The following is a 20,072-nucleotide window of genomic DNA, read 5'->3' as shown; positions in this document are numbered from 1 at the left end:
GCAGACCGCGTTGGCCGCGGCTCTGCGCCAGGGGGTGCCCCGTGCGCAGCGCGTTGTCGGACCCGTACGGCATCATCGGGCCGTGACTTCGACGAATTCGGCGGCTCCCGCCGCGCGGCAGCGTCTGATGCTGCTGGACACCGCCTCGCTCTATTTCCGCGCCTATTTCGGTGTGCCCGAGTCCGTGAAGGCCCCGGACGGCACCCCGGTCAACGCGGTGCGCGGACTGCTGGACTTCATCGCGCGCCTGGTGCGCGACCACCGCCCCGACTCCCTCGTGGCCTGCATGGACGCCGACTGGCGACCGCAGTGGCGAGTGGACCTGATCCCCTCCTACAAGGCGCACAGGGTCGCCGAGGAGGTCCCCGGGGGCGCGGACGCCGAGGAGGTGCCGGACACCCTCGCGCCGCAGGTCCCGGTGATCGAGGAGGTGCTCGACGCGCTGGGCATCGCGCGTGTGGGCGCCGAGGGGTACGAGGCCGACGACGTGATCGGCACCCTCAGCACCCGCGCCGCGGGACCGGTCGACATCGTGACCGGGGACCGCGACCTGTTCCAGCTCATCGACGACGCGCGCGGGGTGCGCGTGCTGTATCCGCTCAAGGGCGTCGGCAATCTGGACGTGTTCGACGGCGCCGCGCTGCACGCCAAGTACGGCGTGGACGGCGACGGTTACGCGGACCTCGCGCTGCTGCGCGGCGACCCCAGCGACGGGCTGCCCGGCGTCCCCGGCATCGGCGAGAAGACCGCGGCCAAGCTGCTGGACACCTACGGCGACCTGTCCGGGATCGTGGCGGCCGCCGCGGACCCCGCGTCGAAGCTGACGCCCGCGCAGCGCAAGAAGCTCACCGAGGCCGGCGCCTATCTGGAGGCCGCGCCGAAGGTGGTGCGGGTCGCGCGGGACGTGGAGCTGCCCGGTTTCGAGGCGGCGCTGCCGCGGGAACCCCGTGACCCCAAGGCGCTCAACGCCCTCGACGAGCGCTGGGGACTCGGCGGATCTCTCGACCGCCTCCTCTCCGCTCTTACGGCATAAGCTGTTAGGTTAGGTTCACCTAACCGACATCGCGCCCGCGGTGCCGGGTCCACCCCCCACCCCCTTCGACCCAGGGAGGCCACCGTGGCAGACCGCCGTCAGGCCCGCAGGAAGCCCCAGCTCCACCGCGCGCAGGTGGTACGCACCGAGCGGCTCACCCCGCACATGGTGCGGGTCGTCGTGGGCGGCGAGGGCCTCGCGGATTTCCCGGCGGGCGAGTACACGGACCATTACGTCAAGATCCTCTTCCCGCTGGAGGGCGTCGCCTACCCCGAGCCCTTCGACATCGAGCAGGTGCGCGCCGAGATGCCGCGCGACCAGTGGCCGGTGCAGCGCACGTACACGGTCCGGCACTTCGACGCCGCCGCGCGCGAGATGTGGCTGGACTTCGTCGTGCACGGGGACGAGGGCGTGGCGGGTCCGTGGGCGCGCAACGTCCGCCCCGGCGAGGAGGTCCTCTTCCTCGGCCCCGGCGGCGCGTACGCGCCCTCGGCCGAGGCCGACTGGCACCTGCTGGCGGGCGACGAGAGCGCGCTGCCCGCGATCGCCGCCGCGCTGGAGGCCGTCCCGGAGAACGGCGCACCGGTGCACGCCGTGATCGAGGTGGCGGGCCCCGAGGAGGAGCAGAAGCTGACCGTTCCGGCCGGCGTCGAGGTGCGCTGGCTGCACCGCGGCGAGGACCCGGTGGGGCGTCAGCTCATCGACGCCGTACGGTCGCTGGACTTCCCCGAGGGTCGCGTCCAGGCGTTCGTGCACGGCGAGGCGGGCTTCGTGAAGGAGCTCCGCCGCCACCTCCGCCTGGAGCGCGGCATCGACCGCGACCAGCTCTCCATCTCCGGCTACTGGCGCCTCGGCCACAACGAGGACGGCTGGCAGGCCTCGAAGAAGGACTGGAACGCGGCGGTGGAAGCGGAGCAGGAGCAGGCAGCGTAAGAGGGCGCGGGGGGCTGGCGCCCCCCGCCGGGAGGCGTGGGCCCCGGAACTCCGGGGCTTTGCCCACCCCATCGAGGGTGTGGGCAGTCGTTCCGCGGGGCGGAACGGGTGGGCACACCGGAACCGCCAGCCGCGAGGCCCACCCACCCCGCTCCCAACGCTCGCGCCCCCGCGACCGCTCACCGCTCCAATTGCCCCACCGGGCAACCCCGCGCAGCGTTCACAGGGTTACACCGCACAACCCCACTCCCCCGCGGCAGCTCCCCCACGTAATCCGACCCATACCGAGCCGCCATCCCCGGCGAGGGAAAATCGGTGCTCACCATCTGCGCCCCCGCAGCAAGCGCATCACGCAACATCGACGTATCCCCCGACGCGGCCTGATCGAGCGGCACATCGGCCCGCGTCCGCACGAAGTACCCCCGCCTCACGAGGTCCTGGATCGCCGCCCGGTTCGCCCCCGTCGGATCATTCGACTCCACGAACGCCGCATCATCCCGCCCAGGCCGCGAGTTCGTGAACAACACGCGCCCCTGCAGACTCTCCCGCCCACCCGCGCGATACGCGTCCTGCAGTTTCTGGTCGTTGTTGTCCATCAGGAACATGGTCTTGCCGCGCGCCGCCGACACCCGCGGCCACCCGTACCGCAGCACCGACTGCTCCAGCGTCCTCCCCGGCCGCCGTACGTCGTCCGGCGTGACCATCCCCTCCTCGGGGAACACCGACCGGATCTCCGCGTCCAGCGCGTCCAGCATCTTCGTGTCCCACGGCGGCGACTTGGCCCCGCCCGCCTGCTCAAGACGCGGATCGGTCTGCTTGAGCTCCAGCAGCACCGGCACGGGAGCGTGCCCGGGCCGGGAGTCGGACCACTTCTTCACCTGCCCGAGACAGCCCCGCAGCGTCGTACAGGTCGTGTTGTAGTCGAAGTCCGCCCAGTGCAGCACCTTGAAGCCCGGCTTCTTCACCTCCGGGTCCGTGAGCGGCGGCAGCCCCGCCTTCTTGCGGATCAGCGGGTCCGCGTACAGGCCGCCCCGGGGATCGGGGAAGACGTCCAGCTCGATGCCGCGCACCCGCTGCCGCTCGAACTGGTGCGGCAGCGAGGAGTGGCTGTAGAGCAGATTCCGGTAGCCGGGGTCGTAGAGGCCCATCAGCCGCTGCTCCTCCAGCGACGCCTCGCGGTGGTAGCTGTTGTGCGTGGCCATGGCCTGGAGCTGGTTCATGCGCAGTGACCGCGCCGGGTCGGCCGCCCGCTCCACGTGGTCGGGGTGCGGACGCTCCTGCGCCGCGTGGGCCGCCTGCGTCGCCGTGGGGACCGCGGCGGCGGTGAGCACTCCGGCGAGCGCCGTCACCGCCGCCGCCCAGCGGCGCAGGCGTGATCTGTCACGCGGACCGGTGCGGGCGGTGCCCGCGCTGTCTGTGGGGGTGTGCAGGCGCACGTGTGCCTCCTGAGAGGGGACGACTACGGGGGAACAAACTGTCGATACCCATGGGCAAAGGTCAACAGCACCCAGTCCGGGAGAAGTTGAACGAACCCTTCCGCGCCGACGCGCCCGCGACCGCACGCCCGACCCCCACCGCGCCGCGTTCGCCCCGCCTCCCCCGCATCGTCACAGTGGCGCCATCGGCCCTTCCGCCCGCCCCGTTCTCCTTGGAACACTCCTCGCGCTCGTATCCTGCGCACCACACCTTCCGCGTCCACCTTTCTACGTACGGAGAGGCCACCCCCCATGGCAGACGTCAGCAGAAGGCGGTTCCTGCAACTGACCGGCGGCGCGGCCGCGTTCGGCACGCTCTCGTGGAGCATCGCGCGCGCCGCCTCGCTCCCCGCGCTCGGCAGCTCGGGCAGCATCGAGGACGTGGAGCACATCGTCGTGCTGATGCAGGAGAACCGGTCCTTCGACCACTACTTCGGCTCGCTGCGCGGCGTACGCGGCTTCGGCGACCCGCGCCCCGCCACCCTGCCCAGCGGCAGATCCGTATGGCACCAGTCGGACGGCACGCGCGAGATACTGCCCTTCCGCCCGGACGCCGACAACCTCGGGCTCCAGTTCATCCAGGACCTGAACCACGACTGGGCCGGCACCCACAAGGCGTTCAACCAGGGCCGCTACGACCAGTGGATTCCCGCCAAGTCGGCGACCACGATGGCCTATCTGACCCGCGAGGACATCCCGTTCCACTACGCGCTGGCCGACACCTTCACCGTGTGCGACGCGTACCACTGCTCGTTCCTGGGCTCGACCGACCCGAACCGCTACTACATGTGGACCGGCTACACCGGCAACGACGGCACCGGCGGCGGACCCGAGCTCGGCAACGCGGAGAAGGGCTACGGCTGGACCACCTACCCCGAGCGCTTGGAGAAGGCCGGGGTCTCCTGGAAGATCTACCAGGACATCGGCGACGGCCTGGACGCGGCGGGCAAGTGGGGCTGGATCGACGACGCGTACCGCGGCACCTACGGCGACAACTCCCTGCTCTACTTCAACAACTACCGCAACGCGAAGGCCGGGGACCCGCTCTACGACAAGGCCCGCACCGGCACGAACGTCAAGGGCGGGGACGGCCTCTTCGACGGGCTCAAGGGCGATGTGCAGGCCGGGAAGCTGCCGCAGATCTCCTGGGTCGTGTGCCCCGAGGCGTACACCGAGCACCCCAACTGGCCCGCGAACTACGGCGCCTGGTACATCTCCCGCGTCCTGGACGCGCTCACCTCCGATCCCGAGGTGTGGGGCCGCACCGCACTTCTGATCACTTACGACGAGAACGACGGCTTCTTCGACCACATCGTGCCGCCCTTCCCTCCGACCGACGCCAACCAGGGCCTGTCCACCGTGGACGTGAAGCCCGATCTGTACGCGGGCGGGAACGGCTACGAGGCGGGCCCCTACGGGCTCGGCATGCGCGTGCCGATGCTGGTGGTCTCGCCCTGGAGCAAGGGCGGGTACGTCTGCTCCGAGGTCTTCGACCACACCTCCATCCTGCGGTTCATGGAGCGGCGCTTCGGGGTGCGCGAGGAGAACGTCTCGCCCTGGCGCCGGGCCATCTGCGGCGACCTGACCTCGGCCTTCGACTTCGGCCGCAGCGACGCCGAGCCCGCGGAGCTGCCCTCGACCGACGCGTACGAGCCGCCGGACCGCAAACGGCACCCCGACTACGTGCCGAAGCCGCCGGCCGACCCGTCGATGCCGCGCCAGGAGTCCGGCACCCGCCCGACCAGGCCGCTCCCGTACGCGCCCGCCGTGGACGGCACGGGCGACCCCGGCAAGGGCACCTTCACGCTCTCCTTCGGCGGCGGCCCCGACGCCGGCGCGCAGTTCACCGTGGCGGCGGGCAACCGCTCCGACGGCCCCTGGACCTACACGGCCGAGGCCGGAAAGCGCATCTCCGACACCTGGAACACGGCCTATTCGCAGGGCAGCTACGACCTCTCGGTCCACGGCCCGAACGGCTTCCTCCGCACCTACCACGGCCCCGGCAAGACCCCCGGCCCCGAGGTGCGGGCCCGCCACAACGCGTCCACGGGAAACCTGGACCTGACCTTGACCAACAAGGGCGCCTCCGACTGCAGCGTGACTCTGACCAACGCGTACGGGGGCGGCTCCAAGACCTTGACGGTCCGCCGGGGCGCGACGGTCAAGCACACCGTGGACCTGACCAAGACGAAGCGCTGGTACGACGTAAAGCTGACGTCAGACCACGACAAGAGCTACCTACGCCGCCTGGCAGGCCACGTAGAAACAGGCGCCCCGGGAGTAAGCGACCCGGCCTTGGGCTAGCAGCAGGCTTACGGGCTCCGCCCGCCACCGCCCCCACTGAGGTGTGGACAGTCGTTCCGCAGGGGCGGAACGGGTGGGCACACCGGAACGCAAGCCCGCAGCCCCACGCCCCCACACGCGAACGGGGCCCGGCCCGCACACACGGACCGGGCCCCTCACGCGTGAGCGAAGCCCTCACCCCACACTGCTGTACGCGACAACCCCCCGCCGCATAGCCTCCGTAGCCCTCCGCGCATTCTTCCCAACGGTCCCCTCAGGCGGCGCCGCAGCAGCAATCTGCCCCAACACATCCACACACTGCTTGCACCACCGCACGAAGTCCCCCGCCGGCATGTCCGCCTCCCGCAGCACCGAGTCGAGACCGTGCCCCTCGGCCCACCGGTACGCGGCCCAGGCGAAGCCGAGGTCGGGCTCGCGCTGCCCCACGCCCTCGCTCTGGTGGATGCGGTGCTGCTCCTCCAGGTCGTCCAGGCGCCCCCAGATGCGCACCATCTCGTCCAGCGCCGTGTGCGCCCGGCCCCCCGGCAGCTTCGGCGGCAGCGCGTCGTCGTCCCGCCGCGACTCGTACACCAACGCCGAGGCGCAGGCCGCGAGTTCGGCGGGCGGCAGGCCCTCCCACACGCCCTCGCGCAGGCACTCGGAGGCCAGCAGGTCCAGCTCGCCGTAGAGCCGGGCCAGCCGCCGCCCGTCCTCGGTGATCACGTCGCCGTGCAGATAGTCCAGGTCGGTGAGCACCCCGCAGACCCGGTCGAAGGTCCGCGCGATGGTGTTGGTGCGGCCCTCGATCTTGCGCTCGAGCTGCCGGGTGTCCCGCTTGAGCCGGTGATAGCGCTCGGCCCAGCGCGCGTGGTCCTCCCGCTGGTCGCACCCGTGGCAGGGGTGCGCACGCAACTCGGCGCGCAGCCGCGCCACTTCGGTGTCGTCGGCGGCCTCCGCGCGCTTCTTGCGGTGCCGCGTCGGCGTGTGGTGCCCGGCCTTCGTACGCAGCGCGGACGCCAGATCGCGGCGGGACTGCGGGCTGCGCGGGTTGAAGGACTTGGGAATCCGCATCTTCTCCAGCGGCTCGACCGGCACCGGGAAGTCGACCGCGTTCAACCGCTTGACCTGGCGGTCCGCCGTGAGCACCAGCGGCCGCGGACCCTCCTGGTGCTGCTCCCAGCCGCGCCTGCTGCCCGGGCTGCGGCCCGGCGCCGTACCCGGGTCGATCACCAGGGCCAGGCCGGCGAACTTGCCGGTGGGCACGTGGATCACATCGCCCGGCTTCAGCTTCTCCATCGAGTCGATCGCCTGCGCACGGCGCTGCGCCGCGCCCTGCTTGGCGAGCTCGGTCTCCCGGTCCTTGAGCTCCCTGCGCAGCCGCGCGTACTCCTCGAAGTCGCCCAGGTGGCAGGTCATGGAGGCCCGATAGCCCTCAAGCCCCTCCTCGTTCTTCTGCACCTGGCGGGAGATGCCGACCACCGAGCGGTCCGCCTGGAACTGCGCGAAGGACGTCTCCAGCAGCTCCCTGGACCTGTGCCGCCCGAACTGGCCGACGAGATTGACCGCCATGTTGTACGAGGGCTTGAAGGAGGAGCGCAGAGGATACGTACGCGTGCCGGCGAGGCCCGCGAGCGCCGCCGGATCCATGCCGCGCTGCCACAGCACCACCGCGTGGCCCTCGATGTCGATGCCGCGCCGCCCGGCGCGCCCGGTGAGCTGCGTGAACTCGCCCGGCGTGATGTCGGCGTGCTGCTCGCCGTTCCACTTGACGAGCTTCTCCAGCACCACGGAGCGCGCGGGCATGTTGATGCCGAGCGCCAGGGTCTCGGTGGCGAACACGGCCTTGACCAGACCGCGGACGAACAGCTCCTCCACGACCTCCTTGAAGGTCGGCAGCATGCCCGCGTGGTGCGCGGCGATGCCCCGCTCCAGGCCCTCCAGCCACTCGAAATAGCCGAGGACGTGCAGGTCCTCGTCGGGGATGTCCTTGGTGCGCTCCTCGACGATCTCGCGGACCTTGGCGCGGCCCGCGTTGTCGTTGAGCCGGAGCCCCGAATAGAGGCACTGCTGCACGGCCGCCTCGCAGCCGGCCCGGCTGAAGATGAAGGTGATGGCGGGCAGCAGGCCCTCGGAGTCCAGCCTGTCGATGACCTCGGGCCGTCCGGGCGTCCAGATGCGGGACCGCTGCCTGCGCTCGCGCTCCCGGTCGGCCTCCCGCTTGGGACGGCCCCTGCGGCGGTCGCGGGGGCCGCCGCCCACCCGGCTGTTCTCCATCCGGGCCATGCGCATCAGGTCGGGGTTGACCTCGCGCTTGCCCGCCTGGCTGCCGGACTGCGCGCCGGACTTCTCCTCGAAGAGGTCGTACATCCGCCGCCCGGCCAGCACGTGCTGCCACAGCGGCACCGGGCGGTGCTCGGAGACGATCACCTCGGTGTCCCCGCGCACGGTGTCCAGCCAGTCGCCGAACTCCTCGGCGTTGGAGACCGTCGCGGACAGCGAGACGAGGTTGACCGAATCGGGGAGGTGGATGATCACCTCCTCCCAGACGGCGCCGCGGAAGCGGTCGGAGAGATAGTGCACCTCGTCCATCACGACATAGCCGAGGCCGTTGAGGGTCTGCGAACCGGCATAGAGCATGTTCCGCAGGACCTCGGTGGTCATCACGACGACCGGGGCCTCGGAATTCACCGTGTTGTCGCCGGTGAGCAGGCCCACCTTGTCGGCGCCGTGCCGTTTCACCAGGTCGTTGAACTTCTGGTTGGACAGGGCCTTGATGGGCGTGGTGTAGAAGCACTTGCGGCCCCGCGTGAGGGCCAGGTGGACGGCGAACTCGCCCACGATCGTCTTCCCGGAGCCGGTGGGCGCGGCCACCAGCACGCCCTTGTCGGCCTCCAGGGCTTGGCACGCCTCGACCTGGAATGCGTCGAGATCGAAGTCGTACAGGTCACGGAAGGGGGCGAGAGCGGTGGCGTTCTCGGCCGCGCGGTGCCGCGCCGCCGCATAACGCTCCGCTGGGGACAGGTCCTCGGTCATCGTGTCTACGAGCCTACCGGCCGCCCCTGACAGAGCTCACGATCTTCGGCGGGCCCGGGGTGCGGCAACGGGCGTAGACACTCCGCCCCGCCCGCACACGTGGCGGGCCGGTCCCTTTCCGGAACCGGCCCGCCACGTGGTGTAACGCGCGTGTCAGGTGAGCGTGGGCGTCGGGTGAGCGTGGTGCGGGGAGGTCAGGTGGCGTCGTCCATGTCGGTGCGCTGGGAGCCGCGCTGCCGCACGACCTGGGCCCCGTCCTCGTCGCCGAGCTGCCCGGCGGGCTCCAACTCGGCGTCGGCGTGCTCGATTTCGCTGGCCTCGTCGTCGGCCGGGCCGAGCGCCTCGCGGCGGCCCTTCCTGCGGTCGTGCAGCAGGGCGATGGCCACGGCCGCGGCGTACAGCAGCCAGATCGGCGCGGCCAGCGAGATCATCGTCAGCGGGTCGGTGCTGGGCGTGGCGATCGCGGCGAACACCGTGATGCCCATGATCATGCCGCGCCACCAGCCGGCCATCCTGCGGCCGCTGAGGATCCCGCCGAAGTTCAACAGGACCAGCAGCAGCGGCATTTCGAAGGAGAGCCCGAAGACCACGACCATGCGCGTGATCAGGTCGAGCAGGTCGTCCAGCGGCAGCAGGTTGTTGACGTCGGACGGGGTGAAGTCCAGCAGCACCTTGGCGGTGGTGGGCAGGACGCTGTACGCGAAGTAGGCGCCGGCGAGGAAGAGCGGGAAACCGGCGGCGACGAAGCTCAGCCCGTACTTCTTCTCGTGCTTGTGCAGGCCCGGCGCGACGAAGCCCCAGAGCTGGTACAGCCACACCGGCGAGGCGAGCGCGACACCGGCCATCAACGACACCTTCAGCGCGAGCGTGAACGGCGTCAGCAGGCCGTTGATGGTGATCTGCGCGCAGGTCGTGCCCTCTTTCGCCTGCGCGAGATCGGTGAAGGAGTGCTTGCAGCCGACCGATTCGAAGACCGGCTTGGTGAAGAGCTCGATGATGTCGCTGTAGAAAAAGGCGGCGACGATGGTGACGACCGCGATCGCCAGGAGTGCTTTCGCGAGACGGTTGCGCAGCTCCCGCAGATGCTCGACCAGGGGCATCCGCCCCTCGGGATCCTTCACCGTCTTACGGCTGGGCTTGCGCACCCCACGTCCTTGTCTCGTCGGCGGCGAGAATTGCCTGGGCGGTCGGTTTTCGGCTGCGGCCCGCCGTCCTGGAACCCCCGGCTCCGGAACGGCCGCGGTCTCAGTTCTGCGCGGTGTGTCCGCCGGGCTCGTTCACCGGGCGGGCGCTCGCGGTGTCGCCGGGGGCGGCCTTGATGGTGCGCGGGGCGGACTGCGCCTGGTCCTGCGGCTCAGCGGACTGCGTGGATTCCGCCGTGCCCTCGTCGCCGCCGTCCTTCTTCATCTGCTTCGCCTCGCTCTTCAGAATGCGCGCGGAGCGGCCCAGCGAACGGGCCATGTCCGGCAGCTTCTTCGCGCCGAACAGCAGAATGACGACAACAAGGATGAGGATGAGCTCGGGAGCACCGATCTTTCCACCGAACATTTCGCTACCTTCTCACGGAGACGGCTGGGGCTGTGACGCAGGACCTGAGCCGGTTCAGAACTTCGCGCTACCCGTGGATCGTAACCCTGTGCGGTGAACGCGGGGCAATCCCCGTGCGTACTCGCGGTTGCGGGCCGGCCCGCCGCCGGCCCCTCGCCGACGGCGCTCCGGAAAGCCTACCGCCGAGCCTTCCTGCGCAGGAGGGCGCCGTACGGACCGCGCCGCGACCGTTCCTCTCAGCCCTGTTCCCCGCCGCCCGGACCGCGTCCGGCGCGCGAGGCGAGCGGCGCCGCGGCGCGCTCCAGATTCTGCGCGGCGAGCGTGATGCGTTCCGAACTGTCGCCCACCGCATGGGAGAAGCGGCGCACCTCCACGCCGACGCGTACCGCGAGCACCCCGAGCACGGCGATGCCGCAGAAGGCGAGGGTGAGAAAGACCATGGGCCAGAGCATGGGGAGGAGCCTAGTAGCCACCCCCGCCGGCTCCCGAACCGCGCCCCACCACCGCCCGCGACCTGCTCGTACGAGGTCCCGTACGAGGCCCCGTACAAGAGCCGGCCGGCTCAGACCTCGCCGTAGGCGGCCAGCGCCCGGCGCGCCGCCTCCCGCGCGCTGTCGGCCAGTTCGCGGGGCGCGGTGATCCGTCCGTCCTGCCCGAGCCGCAGCGCGAGGCGCCGCAGCGAGGCCGGGTCGGGGGCGCGCAGGGTGATCCGCAGGCCGCCGTCGGGCAGCTCCTCGGCGCTGTCGTGCGGGTAGTACTCGGCGACCCAGCGCCCTCCGGGCCCCACCTCGACGACCACCTCGGGATCGGTCTCCGCGGGCTGCACCAGCCCCTCGCTCAGGTCCCGCAGCTCCACGGGCGGCGGGTCGGCGGCCTCGTCCAGCAGTTTGATCTCCGCGACCCGGTCGAGCCGGAAGGTGCGCCGCGCCTCGGAGAGCCTGCACCAGGCCTCGACGTACGTGTGCCCCACCGCGAACAGCCGGATCGGGTCCACCTCGCGCTCGGTCAGCTCGTCGCGCGCGGGCGAGTAGTAGCGCAGCCAGATCCTGCGGCGCTCGGCGATGGCGCGGTCCACGTCGGCGAAGACGCCGCCCTCCGACTCGAAGGTGACCGAGAGCCGGGAGCTCGCGCCGGCGTTCTCCCCCGCCGCCTCCTCCAGCTTCGCCGTGGCGCGGCGCAGCGCGTCGCGGTCGGACTCCCGCAGCCCCGGCAGCGTGGCCACCGCGCGCGCAGCGACCAGCAGCGCCGTGGCCTCGTCGGCGGCCAGGCGCAGGGGCTGCGCGGTGTCGGCGCCGAGCGTGTCGGCGTTGCGCCACCAGATCCGCTCGCCGTCGGTGTCGATCTCCAGCAGATCGCCGCCGCGGAAGCTGGTGCCGCACATGGGCAGCACGTTGAGGTCGGAGATCAGCTCGTCGCCTGTGATCCCGAAGGCGCGGGCCACCTCGTCGACCCGGGCGCCCGGGCGGTCCCGCAGATAGGTGACCAGCGACAGCATCCTGCGGGTCTGGTCGATGGCGTTCGCAGCCACGGCGGTCCTCTCCCCCTCAGCCCTTGGCGACGGCGCGCAGCCGGTCCACCACGTCGGCCCGCAGCTCGGCGGGCTCCAGCACCACGACGTCGGGCCCGAACTCCACCAGCCAGGCGTCCAGTCCGTGCCCGTACGGGATCTCCAGCTCCTCCCAGCCCGACCACTCGCCGCCCAGCTCCCGCGCCTCGGTGGCGCGGGACCGCAGCGGATAGCCGGACCCCGCGCGCAGCCGGATGCGGGCGCTGCTGGACGCGCTCTCCCCCGCCCAGCGCTCCACCGTGTCGCGCACGGTCACCACGTCGGGCACCGGCGCGGTGAAGGCCCCGGACTTGGAGCTCACCTTGCCCGTGATGCGGGACAGCCGGAACACGCGCTCCGCCTGCCGCTCCCTGTCGTACCCGGCGAGATACCAGTGGCCGCGCCAGCACTCCAGCGTCCACGGCTCGACCTGGCGGCGCTCGGCGCGCGCGGCGTTGGACTTCCTGTAGTCGAACTGCACCGGGCGCCGGTCGCGGCAGGCGAGCATGAGCGGCTCGAACGCGGCCTCGCGGGCGGGGATATGGGGCTCCAGCGTGCTGTGCGGCTGCGCGCCTGCACCGGATTCCGCGCCCGACGCGTCGGCCTGCTGGGGCAGACCGCCGGCGGCGCGCAGCTTCTGCAGGGCCCCGCTGGCGGCCCCTGCGAGCCGCGCCTGCTGCCAGACCCGCGCCGCGAGGTTGAGGGCGGTCGCCTCCTCGGCGTCGAGCTGGACCGGGGGGAGGCGGTTGCTGTCACGGCGGGCCATGTAGCCCACCTCGCCCTCGAGGTTCTCCACGGTGTCGATGACCAGGCCGAGCTCGCGCAGATCGTCCTTGTCGCGCTCGAACATCCGGGAGTAGGACTCCTCGCTCCCGGCCTCCAGGTACGCCTCGATCGAGTCGTGCAGCTCGCGCTTGGTCAGCGGACGCTGGGCACCCAGCAGGCACAGTGCCAGATTCATCAGCCGCTCGGCCTTGGCGATCGCCATGGGAACCTCTGCCCTCTGTCATCCCGCTCTGCTGCCCTGCGCGGACGCTGTGCACCACCCCGCGTGAACGCCGCGGTGCCCGGGGCAGGCCGCCCCGTACGCCTCCGGCTCCGCGCCCCGTCGGCCCAGCACACGTCCCCGATGCCGCACCGGCTGTTGACCGTACCGCCCGGCGCGGCTCCGGCAAAAGCGGAGGGCCCCGCCTCACAGGCGGGGCCCTCTCAGGCTCTGCGCGGCGCGCGCCAGGGGGCGCGGCCCGGACCGGAACGGTCCAGATCGGAGCGGCTCAGACCGACACCAGGTCGCAGACGAAGATCAGCGACTCGTTCGGCTTGATGCGGCCGCCGCCCGCGCCGGTCTCGCCGTAGGCGAGGTGCGGCGGGATGGTCAGCCGGCGCCGGCCGCCGACCCTCATGCCCTGCACGCCCCGGTCCCAGCCGGGGATGACCTGGCCGGAACCGAGCTGGAACTGCAGCGGACGCCCACGGTTCCAGCTGGCGTCGAACTCCTCGCCGGAGGAGAAGGAGACGCCCACGTAGTGAACCGAGACGTTGTCCCCGGCCTTGGCCTCCTCGCCGTCGCCCTCCCACAGGTCGACGATCTCCAGGTCGGCCGGCGGCTCGCCCTCGGGGAAGTCGACCTCGGGCTTGTCGATGCCTCTCACGTGCAGCTCCTACGGAATCAATCTTGATCGGAAACCGCGCCAGTCTCCCAGACGGCGGCCGGTGCCGGTGCCCGGGTTCCCGGGCACCGGCGGGGCGGCGACGGGTCCGGGTCAGACCTTGCCGACGATGTCCACGACGAACACCAGGGTGTTCTTGGCCAGCGGGTTCTGCTGCTGTCCCGGCTGCGCCTGGGTGGCGCCGTACGCCTCCTTCGGCGGGGCGACGAGCAGCACGCGGTCACCGACCTTCTTGCCGGCCAGCGCCTTGTCCCAGCCCGGGATCACGGACTTGGTGCCGATCTGGAAGCCGGTCGCGCCGCCGTGGTCCCAGGAGGAGTCGAACTTCTTGCCGTCCTCCCACTTCACGCCGGTGTACTGCGCGACCAGGCCCTCACCGGTCTTCACCTCGGGGCCCTTGCCCTTGATCAGGGTCTGCTGCTCCAGCTTCTCGGGCGGCTTCTGGCCCTTCGGAACGGTGATCTTGGCGGCCTTCTTGTCCTTGGCCTCGACCTGCGGCAGACCGCTCTTGACCTCGGCCTGGTCGCCCTTGGCCTCGGCCTTGGGGTCGACCTTGGAGGCGGCGGCCACGTCCAGCACCCAGATCATGCCGGTGTTCGGCTTCATGCCGGTCTGCGCGGCCTGCTGCGCGCCCAGGAGCTCCTTCGCGGTGCCCTCGACCTGCACGCGGCTGCCGGGCTTCTTGCCGATCAGCGCGTTGGTGACCGGCGCGGGCAGCATCTGCTGCTGGGCCCCGAGCTTGGTCACCATCTGGGTGTGCGAGCCGTCCTTGGCCTTGCCGTTCTTCGCGTTCCAGGTGCTGATCAGGTCCTGGCCCTTGCCCTCCTTGTCCCCGGTCATCTTGCCGAGCACGTCGAAGCGCACGAAGTCGCCCTTGGCCGCGGCCTTCCCCTTGCCCTCATCGAGAGTCTTGACGGAGACCTTCTTCGGCGGCTTGGCGTCCTTGGCCAGCGTGACCTTCGGCTTGTCCCCCGGCTTGCCGGAGACCTCGTTCTTGCCCGGGTCGTCGCCGCCGCAGGCCGCGGTCATCAGCAGGGCGGGAACGACCAGCGCCGCAGCGGTGCGGCGGGCGTACTTCTTCGCAATCATCAGTCCAACTCGGGATCGAGGGGCCAGGGTCCCGCCAACCCTACGACCCCGCCCGGGCCTCCACGCCACCCACGACACGGTGACTTCTCCCGCTCGCACAGCCGGGAACCCGAGCGCCCGTTCCCGCGTCACGCGCCCGTACGTGCACAGGCCCGGGCCCCGCACACGACAGGACCCGGGCCGTACGGGACCGTGCTCGGCATCCCGTACGGGGCCCGGGCCCCTGTCGCACTCCGTCACGACCCGCCAGGTCACATCCCGGCGATCAGCTTCTCCACCCGCTCGTCGACCGAGCGGAACGGGTCCTTGCACAGCACGGTGCGCTGCGCCTGGTCGTTCAGCTTCAGGTGGACCCAGTCCACCGTGAAGTCCCTGCGCTGCTCCTGGGCGCGCCGGATGAAGTCGCCGCGCAGCCGTGCGCGGGTGGTCTGCGGCGGCACCGACTTGCCCTCGAAGATCTTGAGGTCGTTGCAGATCCGCTCCGCCTGCCCCTGCCGCTCCAGCAGGTAGTACAGGCCGCGGCGCCGGTGGATGTCGTGGTACGCGAGATCTATCTGGGCGATGCGCGGGTGCGACATGGTGATGTTGTTCTTCGCCCGGTACCGGTCGATGAGCTGGTACTTCATGACCCAGTCGATCTCGGTGTTGACCTTGTCCAGCTCCTGGGTGCGGACCGCCTCCAGGGTGCGGCCCCACAGCTCCAGCACCTGCTCCACGCGGCCGCTGCGGATGCCGCGGCGGTCGCAGAAGTCCAGCGCCTTCTCGTAGTACTCCTGCTGCACCTCCAGCGCGGACGCCTCGCGGCCGCTGGCCAGGCGCACCTTGCGCTGCCCGGTGATGTCGTGGCTGACCTCGCGGATCGCCCTGATCGGGTTCTCCAGGGTCAGGTCGCGCATCACCGTGCCCGCCTCGATCATGCGCAGCACCAGGTCGGTGGCGCCGACCTTGAGCAGCATCGTGGTCTCGGACATGTTCGAGTCGCCGACGATCACGTGCAGGCGGCGGTACCGCTCCGCGTCCGCGTGCGGCTCGTCCCGGGTGTTGATGATCGGCCGGGAGCGCGTCGTCGCCGAGGAGACGCCCTCCCAGATGTGCTCGGCACGCTGACTCACGCAGTACACCGCACCGCGCGGGGTCTGCAGCACCTTGCCGGCGCCGCACACCAGCTGCCTGGTCACCAGGAACGGGATCAGGACGTCCGCGAGGCGGGAGAACTCCCCGTGCCGGGCCACCAGGTAGTTCTCATGGCAGCCGTAGGAGTTGCCGGCCGAGTCGGTGTTGTTCTTGAAGAGATAGACGTCGCCCGCGATCCCCTCCTCGTGCAGGCGGCGCTCGGCGTCGACCAGCAGGCCCTCGAGAATGCGCTCGCCCGACTTGTCGTGGGTGACCAGCTCGGTCACGTTGTCGCACTCGGGAGTCGCGTACTCCGGGTGCGAGCCCACGTCCAGATACAGGCGTGCGCCGTTCCGCAGGAACACATTGCTGCTGCGGCCCCATGACACGACACGGCGGAAGAGGTACCGCGCCACTTCGTCGGGGGACAGACGGCGCTGTCCCCTAAACGTGCATGTGACGCCGTACTCGTTCTCCAGCCCGAAGATTCGGCGGTCCATGACTGAACATTACGCCTGATGCCCTGATCTGAAACCGGGTTCGGGGGCACCGTTCCGATCATTTTCCCACCGTGCGACCGGGACTGACGTGCCGCCAGAACCGCCGGGCGCCGGCGGGAGCACCCGCACCGTCAGCAGCAGCACGCCCAGCGCCGCCGCACCGCCAGCGCCCGCGAGCGCGAACCCCGCCGCGGCACCGTGCCGTTCGACCACGGGACCCACCAGCGCCGTGCCGGCGGCCGTCCCCACACCGAACGTGGTCACCAGCCACGAGAACGCCTCCGTCACCGTGCCCGCCGGCGCGTGCCGGTCCACGACCACGAACGAACAGGCCAGCGCCGGCGCCAGGAACAGCCCCGCCACCACCGTCAGCGCCGTCATCGCGGGCACGCCCGGCACCAGCACCAGCGGCACGTAGCAGACGGCCAGCGCCGCCACCAGCCACCGCAGCCGCCGCTCGGCCGGGCCACGCCACCGCCGCGCCCCGTACGCGACTCCGCCGACGAGCGCGCCCGCGCCCAGCCCCGAGAGCAGGTACGTGGAGATCAGGCTGTCGCCGTGGGCGTCCGCGTACCGCACGGCCGCGACCGCGATCGTGCCCAGCGCGATGCCCACGAAGAAGAACGTGCCCAGCACCGCCAGCAGCCCCCGCGAGCGCAGCGCGCCCAGCCAGTGCGCCTCCCGCGGCTCCGAGCGCCAGCCGCGCGAGGGCGGCGACACCACAACCGACAGCGCCCCGGCCACCCCCAGCGCCGCCAGCACCAGCAGCGCGGCCGCCTCGCTCCACGCCGCCACCAGCAGCGTGACCAGCAACGGGCCCACGGCGAACATCACTTCCTGCGCCACCGCGTCCAGCGCGTACGCCGCCTGCACCAGCTCGCCGCGCCCCGCGCCCCTCAGCACGACGGGCCACAGCGCCCGCAGACCGCCCTCCAGCGGCGGCGTGCTCACCCCCGCGACGCACACCGCGACGGCGGCCGCCGCGACCGGCTCACGGCCCACCACGACGAACAGCACGAGCCCCAGCGCCGAGACCACTGCGGCGGGCAGCATCACCCGCGGCTGCCCGTACAGGTCCACCAGCCGCCCCAGCAGCGGCTGTCCCGCGGCCGTCGCGAGTCCGTACGCGGCCGAGAGCACCCCGGCCAGCGTGTAACTCCCGCCCTCCGCGCGGACGAAGAGCACCATCGCCAGCGGCCCCGCCGCGTTCGGCAGCCGCCCCACCAGCGTCCCCGCCAGCAGCCGCACCGCGTGCCGCGCGCCCAGCAGCCGCGCATACCCCGTACCGGCAGACCTCGCCGCACTCACCGGCCCGGCTCCTCTCCCCCACAGGGCGCCGCACCCGCACCCCCGCCCGCACTCGCACCGCCGGGGCCCGATACGCGTATGGCGCCGTACGCGGTCTGCGTACGGCGCCATACGTACCACGCACCACGGGCGCGGGTCGCGCGCTTATCGGCCGCCCGCCGGGCGGCCGACCGCCGCCCGGCACACGGTCATTCGCCGCTCTCCTCCTCGGAGGACGAGGACGAACCGGAACCCGCATCGGAGTCGCTGTCCGAGGAAGCGGCCGAGGACGAGCCCTCGCCCTCCTCCAGCAGCCGGGACAGCTTCTGCCCCAGCACCCGCTTGAACTTCCGCTTCTGCGGCCGGGCGCGGTCCAGCACCGCGACCTCCAGCTGCTCGGCGGTCAGCTCCCGCTCCCCGCCGTTGTTGTCCCGCGCGAGCGACTGCACGGCCAGCTTGAGCGCCTCCGAGAGCGACATGTCGTCACGGTGACGCTGGTCGAGATAGCTGCTGATCTGCTCCGCGTTGCCGCCGACCGCGACCGAGCCGTGCTCGTCCACGATCGAGCCGTCGTGCGGCAGCCGGTAGATCTGGTCGTCCTCCGGGGCAGGCCCCACCTCGGCGACGATCAGCTCGACCTCGTACGGCTTCTCCGCGTTGGAGGAGAAGATCGTGCCCAGCGTCTGCGCGTACACGTTCGCGAGGCCGCGTGCGGTCACGTCCTCGCGGTCGTACGTGTAACCGCGCAGGTCCGCGTAGCGGACGCCGCCGATGCGGAGATTCTCGAACTCGTTGTACTTGCCGACCGCGGCGAAGGCGATGCGGTCATAGATCTCACTGACCTTGTGCAGCGCGCGCGAGGGGTTCTCGGCGACGAACACGATGCCGTCGGCGAACTGCAGCACGACCACGCTCCGGCCCCGCGCGATGCCCTTGCGGGCATACTCCGCACGGTCCGCCATGGCCTGCTGGGGTGAGACATAGAACGGCGTCGACACCGGCTATCCGTCCCTTCCTGTCTGAGTTGCGTCCCTGGAGCCCGGCCTCAAGAGACCGGCGCCTGGGGGCCGTTGGGGGTCTGGAGCCGGCCTTCGTACACCGCGCGGGCGATCTCGGAGACCTCGTCCTCGGACAGCTTCCGGAAACCGTCCTCGGTGATCACCGTGACGATCGGGAAGATCTGCCGGGTCAGATCGGGACCGCCCGTCGCCGAATCGTCGTCCGCGGCGTCATACAGCGCCTGCAGCACCACCGAGGCCGCCTGCCGCTCCGACAGCTCCTCGCGGTGCAGCTTCTTCAGCGAGCCGCGCGCGAACACCGAACCCGAACCGACGGCCGCGAAGCCCAGCTCCTCGGACCGTCCGCCGGTCACGTCGTAGGAGAAGATCCGGCCCTTCTCCCTGTCCACGTCGAAGCCCGCGAACAGCGGCACCACGGCGAGGCCCTGCAGGGCCATGCCGAGGTTGCTGCGGATCATCGTGGACAGCCTGTTCGCCTTGCCCTCCAGGGAGAGCGTCGAGCCCTCGACCTTCTCGAAGTGCTCCAGCTCCAGCTGGAAGAGCTTCACCATCTCCACGGCCAGACCCGCCGTGCCGGCGATGCCCACCGCCGAGTGCTCGTCGGCCGGGAACACCTTCTCGATGTCCCGCTGCGCGATCACGTTCCCCATCGTCGCCCGCCGGTCACCGGCCAGCACGACGCCCCCGGAGAAGGTCGCCGCGACGATGGTCGTGCCGTGCGGTGCCTGCACCGCGCCCTCGACGGGCGGCAGCGGCCGGTTGCCCGGCAGCTGGTCCGGCGCGTGGTCGGAGAGGAAATCCATGAACGACGAAGAGCCCGGCGTCAGGAAGGCAGCTGGCAGACGCCCGGTGCTACGAGTGTTGGCTTCCACACGTTTCCTTCCAGATAGCTGATGGCCCGCCTCATGATTTCGGGCCGCTCCTTGAACTGCCCCAGCGCCGCATCAAAGCTGAAGCACAATACGCCACGGACCTTACCCGTCTCATGATCGTGATCCACATGTTCCGCGGAAGCGGAAAGGCGGACTCCCCACGGAGAGGCGGAAGTTGGACGACCCGGGCGCCCCCGGGGGTGCTCGGCGAGCACCCCCGGAAAGGCGCCCGGGGACCGCCGTGTGCTTACTCGCCGCCCTTTTGGACGAACGAGCGTACGAAATCCTCCGCGTTCTCCTCCAGGACGTCGTCGATCTCGTCCAGGACGGAGTCCACGTCGTCCGACAGCGCCTCCTGGCGTTCCTTGAGGTCCTCGGAGACCTGAGCGTCCTGCTCCTGCTCCTCGGTCTCCTCGGTCTGGCGCGTGGCCTTCTGCTGGCCGCCGCCGGTGTCCTTGGTCGCCATTTCCCTCACCCCGCTCGGTTCGGTGTACGCGAGACGTACAAGATCAGACCCTACAAGCAGGGACTGACACAGGCCCTTCACTTCTTCCAACGTCCGGAAGCCACCGGGATGATTCCCGCCCCCGGCGCCTTCTCAACGCTCAACTGACCCTCGGCCACTGCGCGCTCACCGGCCGCGTACGGCATCCGGCCGACGCGACGGCGCT

General features: G+C 71.1%; 17 protein-coding genes and 1 pseudogene. 3 read left to right on the top strand and 15 right to left on the bottom strand.

Going from position 1 to position 20,072, the window contains the following annotated elements; all coding sequences use genetic code 11:
• The first annotated feature begins 127 nt into the window (after window positions 1–127).
• Both ABEE00_RS08010 and ABEE00_RS08005 read left to right on the top strand, forming a co-directional pair.
• On the top strand, window positions 128–1,033 hold the full coding sequence (locus ABEE00_RS08010) for a 5'-3' exonuclease (RefSeq protein ID WP_345744968.1): 906 nt from the start codon (window positions 128–130) through the stop codon (window positions 1,031–1,033).
• A gap of 84 nt (window positions 1,034–1,117) precedes the next feature.
• Window positions 1,118–1,966 carry a siderophore-interacting protein gene (locus tag ABEE00_RS08005; protein WP_345744589.1) on the top strand — a complete coding sequence of 283 codons (849 nt, stop codon included), beginning with the start codon at window positions 1,118–1,120 and terminating at the stop codon, window positions 1,964–1,966.
• Between the two features lie 179 nt (window positions 1,967–2,145).
• Here the strand turns inward: ABEE00_RS08005 and ABEE00_RS08000 are convergent, their stop codons facing one another.
• Complete coding sequence (locus ABEE00_RS08000; RefSeq protein ID WP_345744588.1) at window positions 2,146–3,402, bottom strand: phosphatidylinositol-specific phospholipase C1-like protein; 1,257 nt, start codon at window positions 3,400–3,402, stop codon at window positions 2,146–2,148.
• 291 nt (window positions 3,403–3,693) lie between these two features.
• Between ABEE00_RS08000 and ABEE00_RS07995 the strand changes: the two genes are divergently transcribed.
• Window positions 3,694–5,745, top strand: coding sequence for a phosphocholine-specific phospholipase C (locus tag ABEE00_RS07995; RefSeq protein WP_345744587.1), 2,052 nt, complete (start codon window positions 3,694–3,696; stop codon window positions 5,743–5,745).
• A 174-nt stretch (window positions 5,746–5,919) separates the two neighbouring features.
• On the opposite strand, the gene ABEE00_RS07990 is transcribed toward ABEE00_RS07995, so the two are convergent.
• From ABEE00_RS07990 to ABEE00_RS07925, 14 genes and pseudogenes are all read right to left on the bottom strand, one after another.
• Complete coding sequence (locus ABEE00_RS07990) at window positions 5,920–8,757, bottom strand: DEAD/DEAH box helicase (protein WP_345744586.1); 2,838 nt, start codon at window positions 8,755–8,757, stop codon at window positions 5,920–5,922.
• Between the two features lie 194 nt (window positions 8,758–8,951).
• The gene (gene tatC, locus ABEE00_RS07985) at window positions 8,952–9,857 is read right to left on the bottom strand and encodes a twin-arginine translocase subunit TatC (RefSeq protein WP_451918531.1); all 906 of its coding nucleotides are present in this window, start codon (window positions 9,855–9,857) and stop codon (window positions 8,952–8,954) included.
• Window positions 9,858–10,002: 145 nt separating this feature from the next.
• Entirely contained in the window at window positions 10,003–10,305 is a 303-nt protein-coding gene (tatA, locus tag ABEE00_RS07980) for a Sec-independent protein translocase subunit TatA (RefSeq protein ID WP_345744584.1), read from the bottom strand.
• A gap of 236 nt (window positions 10,306–10,541) precedes the next feature.
• Window positions 10,542–10,757 carry a hypothetical protein gene (locus ABEE00_RS07975; protein WP_345744583.1) on the bottom strand — a complete coding sequence of 72 codons (216 nt, stop codon included), beginning with the start codon at window positions 10,755–10,757 and terminating at the stop codon, window positions 10,542–10,544.
• A 110-nt stretch (window positions 10,758–10,867) separates the two neighbouring features.
• Entirely contained in the window at window positions 10,868–11,833 is a 966-nt protein-coding gene (locus ABEE00_RS07970; protein ID WP_345744582.1) for a helix-turn-helix transcriptional regulator, read from the bottom strand.
• 16 nt (window positions 11,834–11,849) lie between these two features.
• On the bottom strand, window positions 11,850–12,839 hold the full coding sequence (locus tag ABEE00_RS07965; RefSeq protein WP_345744581.1) for a helix-turn-helix transcriptional regulator: 990 nt from the start codon (window positions 12,837–12,839) through the stop codon (window positions 11,850–11,852).
• 286 nt (window positions 12,840–13,125) lie between these two features.
• Window positions 13,126–13,503 (bottom strand): FKBP-type peptidyl-prolyl cis-trans isomerase, encoded by a 378-nt coding sequence (locus tag ABEE00_RS07960; protein WP_345744580.1) that lies wholly within the window; start codon window positions 13,501–13,503, stop codon window positions 13,126–13,128.
• Window positions 13,504–13,614: 111 nt separating this feature from the next.
• Entirely contained in the window at window positions 13,615–14,610 is a 996-nt protein-coding gene (locus ABEE00_RS07955; RefSeq protein ID WP_345744579.1) for an FKBP-type peptidyl-prolyl cis-trans isomerase, read from the bottom strand.
• 251 nt (window positions 14,611–14,861) lie between these two features.
• Window positions 14,862–16,223 carry a Pup--protein ligase gene (pafA, locus tag ABEE00_RS07950; protein WP_345744578.1) on the bottom strand — a complete coding sequence of 454 codons (1,362 nt, stop codon included), beginning with the start codon at window positions 16,221–16,223 and terminating at the stop codon, window positions 14,862–14,864.
• A gap of 9 nt (window positions 16,224–16,232) precedes the next feature.
• A complete protein-coding gene (locus tag ABEE00_RS07945; protein ID WP_345744577.1) occupies window positions 16,233–17,531 on the bottom strand; it encodes an MFS transporter in 1,299 nt (432 codons plus the stop codon).
• A 188-nt stretch (window positions 17,532–17,719) separates the two neighbouring features.
• On the bottom strand, window positions 17,720–18,508 hold the full coding sequence (gene prcA, locus ABEE00_RS07940) for a proteasome subunit alpha (RefSeq protein ID WP_345744576.1): 789 nt from the start codon (window positions 18,506–18,508) through the stop codon (window positions 17,720–17,722).
• A gap of 47 nt (window positions 18,509–18,555) precedes the next feature.
• Window positions 18,556–19,401 (bottom strand): proteasome subunit beta, encoded by an 846-nt coding sequence (gene prcB, locus ABEE00_RS07935; protein WP_345744575.1) that lies wholly within the window; start codon window positions 19,399–19,401, stop codon window positions 18,556–18,558.
• A pseudogene (locus ABEE00_RS07930) lies at window positions 19,353–19,550 on the bottom strand (endonuclease domain-containing protein); the annotation flags it as partial. The pseudogene ABEE00_RS07930 and the gene prcB, both read right to left, overlap by 49 nt.
• A gap of 98 nt (window positions 19,551–19,648) precedes the next feature.
• Window positions 19,649–19,867 (bottom strand): ubiquitin-like protein Pup, encoded by a 219-nt coding sequence (locus ABEE00_RS07925; protein ID WP_345744574.1) that lies wholly within the window; start codon window positions 19,865–19,867, stop codon window positions 19,649–19,651.
• Between the last annotated feature and the right edge of the window lie 205 nt (window positions 19,868–20,072).

The organism is Streptomyces odontomachicola (genome assembly GCF_039605595.1).
Taxonomy (GTDB): domain Bacteria; phylum Actinomycetota; class Actinomycetes; order Streptomycetales; family Streptomycetaceae; genus Streptomyces.
Note: the sequence above shows the minus strand (reverse complement) of the source record. Positions and strands in the feature narration are given on the sequence as shown.

Excerpts from the sequence above, each read along its gene's own strand:
- ABEE00_RS08010 (WP_345744968.1), top strand. The coding sequence starts at position 128 with ATGCTGCTGGACACCGCCTCGCTCTATTTCCGCGCCTATTTCGGTGTG.
- ABEE00_RS07995 (WP_345744587.1), top strand. The coding sequence starts at position 3,694 with ATGGCAGACGTCAGCAGAAGGCGGTTCCTGCAACTGACCGGCGGCGCG.
- ABEE00_RS07990 (WP_345744586.1), bottom strand. The coding sequence starts at position 8,757 with ATGACCGAGGACCTGTCCCCAGCGGAGCGTTATGCGGCGGCGCGGCAC.
- tatC (WP_451918531.1), bottom strand. The coding sequence starts at position 9,857 with ATGCCCCTGGTCGAGCATCTGCGGGAGCTGCGCAACCGTCTCGCGAAA.
- tatA (WP_345744584.1), bottom strand. The coding sequence starts at position 10,305 with ATGTTCGGTGGAAAGATCGGTGCTCCCGAGCTCATCCTCATCCTTGTT.
- ABEE00_RS07975 (WP_345744583.1), bottom strand. The coding sequence starts at position 10,757 with ATGCTCTGGCCCATGGTCTTTCTCACCCTCGCCTTCTGCGGCATCGCC.
- ABEE00_RS07965 (WP_345744581.1), bottom strand. The coding sequence starts at position 12,839 with ATGGCGATCGCCAAGGCCGAGCGGCTGATGAATCTGGCACTGTGCCTG.
- ABEE00_RS07955 (WP_345744579.1), bottom strand. The coding sequence starts at position 14,610 with ATGATTGCGAAGAAGTACGCCCGCCGCACCGCTGCGGCGCTGGTCGTT.
- pafA (WP_345744578.1), bottom strand. The coding sequence starts at position 16,223 with ATGGACCGCCGAATCTTCGGGCTGGAGAACGAGTACGGCGTCACATGC.
- ABEE00_RS07925 (WP_345744574.1), bottom strand. The coding sequence starts at position 19,867 with ATGGCGACCAAGGACACCGGCGGCGGCCAGCAGAAGGCCACGCGCCAG.